This is a genomic window from Mesorhizobium sp. M0217, from assembly GCF_040321955.1.
GTDB lineage: Bacteria > Pseudomonadota > Alphaproteobacteria > Rhizobiales > Rhizobiaceae > Mesorhizobium.
The window spans coordinates 1-2841 of record NZ_JAMYSN010000059.1 but is presented as its reverse complement, the minus strand read 5'-3'; the positions used below and the strand labels follow the sequence as shown (position 1 = coordinate 2841).

The following is a 2841-nucleotide window of genomic DNA, read 5'->3' as shown; positions in this document are numbered from 1 at the left end:
ATGTGGCGGATCTGGAGGCCAGCACGACAGCACGCCTGGAAGCGTCGGCCAAGAGAGGCAAGGTCCGCATGTTCAAGGAGCTCATTGACGGCGCCCGCGGCGCGGCCGGGCCGGCAGCACTCAGGCGACTATAACGGGCGCAGAGCCGACCCTGCGGCTTCCAGACATTGTCGTGTACAGCTTCAGACCCTCAAGCCGAGCCCGCATGGCCTCGCTTACCTTTTACGGGGCGGCGGTACGTCCAAGCCGGTTCAACAGTTAAGAATTCCGCAAAGACGATACCCCCGGATCCTCGATCTTCCGCTGCCACTTCCCGCATTCGCCGAGGCGGTCAATGACCCGCCCTTCACAAGGTTATCCGGCAAGCATCTGGATGCGAGAGATAATGTTGCCGGAAGCATCTTTCATGGCTTCTACACCTGCCTGAACGCCAGAACCGCGTTCGTGCCGCCAAAGGCGAAGGAGTTGCTCAGTGCCACGCGCACCTTGCGCTCGCGTGCCACATTGGGCGTGACGTCGAGATCGCAATCGGGGTCCAGCTCACGATAATTGGCAGTCGGCGGGACGACGCTCTCGCGGATAGCCATCACGCAGGCGATCAACTCGAGCGCGCCGGACGCGCCGAGGCAATGCGCGTGCATGGACTTGGTAGAAGAAATGGACATTGAGAAGGCGTGCTGACCGAAGACGCGCTTGATCGCCGCCGTCTCGATCTGGTCGTTGGCCTTGGTGCCGGTGCCGTGCGCGTTGAGATAGTCGACATCCTCGGCGTCCAGCCTGGCATCGGCAAGGCAGGCCCGCATTGCTGCCTCCGGCCCCTCGACAGTCGGCGCGACGATGCCGGACGCATCGGCGGAAAGGCCGACACCGGCAATTTCGGCAAGGATGGTGGCGCCCCGAGCCAAGGCATGCTCGTAGCTTTCCAGCACCGCCATGCCGGCGCCTTCACCAAGCGACAGGCCCTGGCGATCGGCCGAGAATGGCCGGCAAGTATCGGGCGAAAGCACGCGGATCGCTTCCCATGCCTTCAGCACACCCCATATGAGCGGCGCTTCGCTGCCGCCGGCAAGCATCACGTCGGCCCGGCCGAGCCTGATCTGGTCCACCGCGCAGGCAATCGCATGGTTTGCCGAGGAACAGGCGGACGTGACGCCGAAGACCGGCCCGCGCAGGCCGAGACTCATGCTGACCTGGCCGGCAGCGGCACCCGGCATTGCCTTGGGTACAGTCAAGAGAGCGGCACGCTTACCGCCCAGAAGGATGGCGCGGTAGGTTTGCTCGATCGCATCCCACCCGCAGCCGCCCACGCCCACCGTCGCACCGAAGCGATAGCTATTTCCCTCTTTGGAGGAAAGTCCGGCCTGACGCATGGCTTCGCGCGCCGCAAGCACAGCGAGCAGGCTGAAGCGGTCCATGGAGATGAGTTGCTTGCTATCGATGTCATGCTCCGGCAGGGCCTTGATCTCGGCACCGATCCTGACCCTCAATTCATGGAACTCGGAGTTGACGATTGGGCCGATGGCGGAGCGGCCTTCTCGCATCTCTGTCCAAATGGCGGCGGCGTTGGTTCCAAGCCCGCAAATCCCGCCAATCCCAGTAATCACGACGCGCCTGTCCATTCACACCCCCGTAGGGAGCAAGCTGCGCACGGCTTCCACCATGCCCCCAACATTCTGGAGATCCGACCATGCCTCGGCCGTATTCATCTCGATCTCGATGCCGTAGGCCTGCTCCAGGTCCCAGAGAACGTCCGCCAATCCCAGTGAATCGATACCGAGCGAAGTCAATCCCGTGGCAGCCGTTATTTCGCCGCCCGTGGCAGGCGCTATGCCGCCCTCCGACGCGGCGCGCTTCCTGATCATTGCGATTATTTCGTTGGCGAGTTGATCTGCCATCTTGTTCCTTTCCAGCTTGCGTTTTCGGCGTCGTTCAAAACCCGAGTCGCGTCGCGTTGCCAAAATTGCCCCTCATAGAGCCTGTGCGCCGACCAAGCCCAATGCCATAGGAACCGGACGAGTTCCGGCTTCTGCGGCGTCAGCCCGATGACGAAGAAAAGTCGCCGGCCTCCCGCTTTTGCGCCAGCACATCAAGAATCTGCGTGTAAATAGGAACCGTCGTCAAACGTCAGCTAAACGCTGCGACGGTGGGTGCTGTCAGCGTATTCACTCGGCACCTCATATGTAATCGAGATGTTTCATAGCTCCGGACCAGTTGCGATCAACTATGTACCGGTCGCCATTCGTCGGAGAGTTCGACATGATTTGGAGCGCTGCCTCTCATTCCCAGTACAATCTCCACCGCACGCGACAGATTTCCTCTTTCGGGCTCTTCTCAAGGGACTCGCCACGCGATAGAGGCAGTGATCGGCGCACGTGAGGTCCTGCCAGGTCCATGCGACATTCCGGAAAATTGGTAAAATCGTTTGTTTCAATCAAATTCATCCACGCTATGGATAGCTAAGACATGCGTTTCAAAGGGCTCGATCTGAATCTTCTCGTCGTTCTCGACGCGCTGCTTAGCGAGCGCGGCCTCACGGCGGCGGCACGCAGCATCAACCTAACCAAATTCATGGGGGTTGGTGGATGTGGCGCAAGCCCGTTGAAATGACGTAGGATTTGGTTGCTTAAGCCGATCCGAAATTTCCCGGAGACCACACCCACCATGAACGATCTTGCGCTGCCGCTGAGCGGTTTGTCATCAGTCGGCGGCTAGTCCGTCGTCGCCCGTTTCGACGGCGGCATGCTGTCGTCCAACAGCGGCGTTCTGGCCTTGGCCGAGGTGGAAAAGCGGTTGCGGGTGGCCGAGCGTCTGGCGCGTTGCATCGACGATCCGCGCTGCCCG

2 protein-coding genes and 2 pseudogenes are annotated in these 2841 nt (G+C 61.0%); 2 read left to right on the top strand and 2 right to left on the bottom strand.

What is annotated here, in order from left to right:
- Positions 1-413: 413 nt before the first annotated feature.
- Positions 414-1619, bottom strand: coding sequence for a beta-ketoacyl-[acyl-carrier-protein] synthase family protein (locus tag NKJ18_RS32855; protein ID WP_023707447.1), 1206 nt, complete (start codon positions 1617-1619; stop codon positions 414-416).
- Positions 1620-1895, bottom strand: a complete 276-nt coding sequence (locus tag NKJ18_RS32850; protein ID WP_352761598.1) for an acyl carrier protein — start codon at positions 1893-1895, stop codon at positions 1620-1622. It abuts the gene before it with no gap.
- A gap of 568 nt (positions 1896-2463) precedes the next feature.
- Between NKJ18_RS32850 and NKJ18_RS32845 the strand changes: the two are divergent.
- A pseudogene (locus NKJ18_RS32845) lies at positions 2464-2565 on the top strand (LysR family transcriptional regulator); the annotation flags it as partial.
- 96 nt (positions 2566-2661) lie between these two features.
- A pseudogene (locus NKJ18_RS32840) lies at positions 2662-2841 on the top strand (transposase); the annotation flags it as partial.

Bases quoted from the DNA above. Each gene is read 5' to 3' on its own strand.
- NKJ18_RS32850 (WP_352761598.1), bottom strand. From the start codon at position 1,895: ATGGCAGATCAACTCGCCAACGAAATAATCGCAATGATCAGGAAGCGC.
- NKJ18_RS32855 (WP_023707447.1), bottom strand. From the start codon at position 1,619: ATGGACAGGCGCGTCGTGATTACTGGGATTGGCGGGATTTGCGGGCTT.